The organism is Collinsella sp. WCA1-178-WT-3 (M1) (genome assembly GCF_009696325.1).
Taxonomy (GTDB): Bacteria; Actinomycetota; Coriobacteriia; order Coriobacteriales; family Coriobacteriaceae; genus Collinsella.
This window is the reverse complement of sequence record NZ_VUME01000025.1, coordinates 1-2,182: the sequence shown is the minus strand read 5'-3', so window position 1 is coordinate 2,182 and position 2,182 is coordinate 1. Positions and strand designations below refer to the sequence as shown.

The window sequence follows — 2,182 nt, the reverse complement described above, 5'->3', positions numbered from 1 at the left end:
ACCGTCACCAACGACGTGCTGTACAAGGAGGGCCTGGACCTTCTCGTCGTGCCCTCCGCCGAGCTCTCCCGCGGCCGTGGCGGCCCGCGCTGCATGAGCATGCCCTTCTGGCGCGAGGACCTCTAAGGTTTTCAAAGACCCGTACGGGTCTTAATACAAACATCTAGCTGCCATTAGATGTCTTCCAATGGGGCGGTGCGGGTTTTCGCACCGCCCCGTTCTTGTTTAATGAAGCTTAATTAACATCAGATAAGGCGGCCCATATGACCAGGGGCAGTCACGTTGATACCCCCCCAACGGTGTCGGCTTTTTTGCCTTTTGGGCATCATCTCGATTCCCATGACCTTTGCCGGCATCACCCCCGTGTTCTAGCGATTGGAGCCTAACCATGGATATCAAGACGATCGGCGTTGAAGAGTGGCTTAACGTTTGGGAGAAGAGCGCTACGTGGGATATCGCCCAGTCGACGATCTCCTCGCTTACCATGGGCGAGCTGCGCGCGCTCGACGAGCAGGACGGCGCCACATTCTACGAGCGCCTGGACCGCGAGAAGATGAACTACGGCTGGATCGAGGGTTCACCGGAGTTTAAGGCTGAGGTCGCCAAGCTCTATCGTCGCGAGGTCAATCCCGATCACATTTTGCAGACCAATGGCTGCACGGGTGCCAACCTCAACGCCATCATGGCCGTGGTCGAGCCCGGCGATCATGTCATCGCCGAGTGGCCTACCTATGCGCCGCTCTACGAGATCCCGCGTACACTGGGCGCCGAGGTCGAGTATTGGGAGCTTCGCGAGGAGCTCGGCTGGAAGCCCGATATCGAGGAGCTCAAGCGCCTGGTGGGTCCCAACACGAAACTCATCTGCATCAACAACGCATCGAACCCCATCGGTACGGTGCTTGATGCCGATACGCTCGGTCAGATTGCCGAGATCGCCCGTTCGGTGGGCGCCTACGTGCTGTGTGACGAGGTGTATCTGCCGCTCGAGAACACCGAGTCCTTTATGTCGATGGCCGACGTGTATGAGAAGGCCATTGTCACCAACTCGGTGTCTAAGACCTATTCGACGCCTGCAGCCCGCGTGGGTTGGGTCGTGACCGACGAAGAGGTGTCCAATCGCATCCGCACCTATCGCGATTACACCATGATCTGCGGCGGCGTGTTCAACGATGCCCTGGCGACCTATGTGCTTGAGCACAAGGACAAGATTCTCGAGCGCAACCGCAAGATCGTGTCTGGCAATCGCGATATCGCGCAGGCTTGGATCGATACGCAACATCGCGTTTCCTGGACGGCCCCACAGGGCGTGTCTACCTCGTTTATCCAGCTTGATATTCCCGAGGACGACGAGGAGTTCTGCAAGCGCCTGTTGTCCGAGAGGGGGGTGCTGCTGGTGCCCGGCAGCCGTTTTGAGCTTCCCTGCGGCGCACGCCTGGGCTACTGCGCGAGCGAAAATGTTCTTCGCGAGGGCTTGAGGCTTCTGGGCGAGGCACTGGCCGAGTTCGATTGCTAATCCCTTGAGGCCCGCGAAGGCCTAAACCTTACTTGGCCCTAGGTGTACCGAATGCAGACCCGCCCCTTTTGGGGGCGGGTCTGTTTGTCTTTGCCGCCGGAAAAGTCAAGTTGTTACAAATGGAGACGCAAGATCGATCGGGTATTCGACGGGCCTTATACTAAGCTTCCGGTGAACGGTATTCAACGTCTGGTAAACGGTAATCTGTTTGCAAAAAATGAATAGGAAGAACTTTTTTTTGAATAAAACTCAAAATGGTTGAGATGCAGCAAGAATTGCGAATTCTATTCATATAGTTGCGCGAAATATGCAATCTGAGGGTGGTTTAACAAAGTTTAGTTCCATTTGATTTTTGGATTGAAAACGCGTTTAAGCACGTAAATACACTTTATTAAGATGAAGTGTGCCATGCGTGAAGTATATGTGTATGCCGTTCACCCCCTATAAAAAACCGTTCGGGGGCGAGGTGGAAGTATGGGTTGATTTTGGATATAAATATGTCGTCAGCAATAACGCCTCACACGGAGGGGCGCTAACGAATCGGCCCTGACAAGGGCCCGAAAGAAAGGTAGGAGGCCATGACGAAAGGTCTGCACGTGCCTTCCGAGATCGGCAAGCTCAGGAAGGTCTGCCTGCACCGTCCCGGCGACGAGCTCCTCAACCTGCCGC

2 protein-coding genes are annotated in these 2,182 nt (G+C 55.5%); both read left to right on the top strand.

What is annotated here, in order from left to right; all coding sequences use genetic code 11:
• Positions 1-126: arginine deiminase family protein (locus FYJ40_RS08815; protein WP_229770747.1), on the top strand; the 126-nt coding region annotated here is incomplete at its 5' end.
• A gap of 262 nt (positions 127-388) precedes the next feature.
• Positions 389-1,513, top strand: a complete 1,125-nt coding sequence (locus tag FYJ40_RS08810) for an aminotransferase (RefSeq protein ID WP_154518689.1) — start codon at positions 389-391, stop codon at positions 1,511-1,513.
• Positions 1,514-2,182: the final 669 nt, after the last annotated feature.

Excerpts from the sequence above, each read along its gene's own strand:
- FYJ40_RS08810 (WP_154518689.1), top strand. The coding sequence starts at position 389 with ATGGATATCAAGACGATCGGCGTTGAAGAGTGGCTTAACGTTTGGGAG.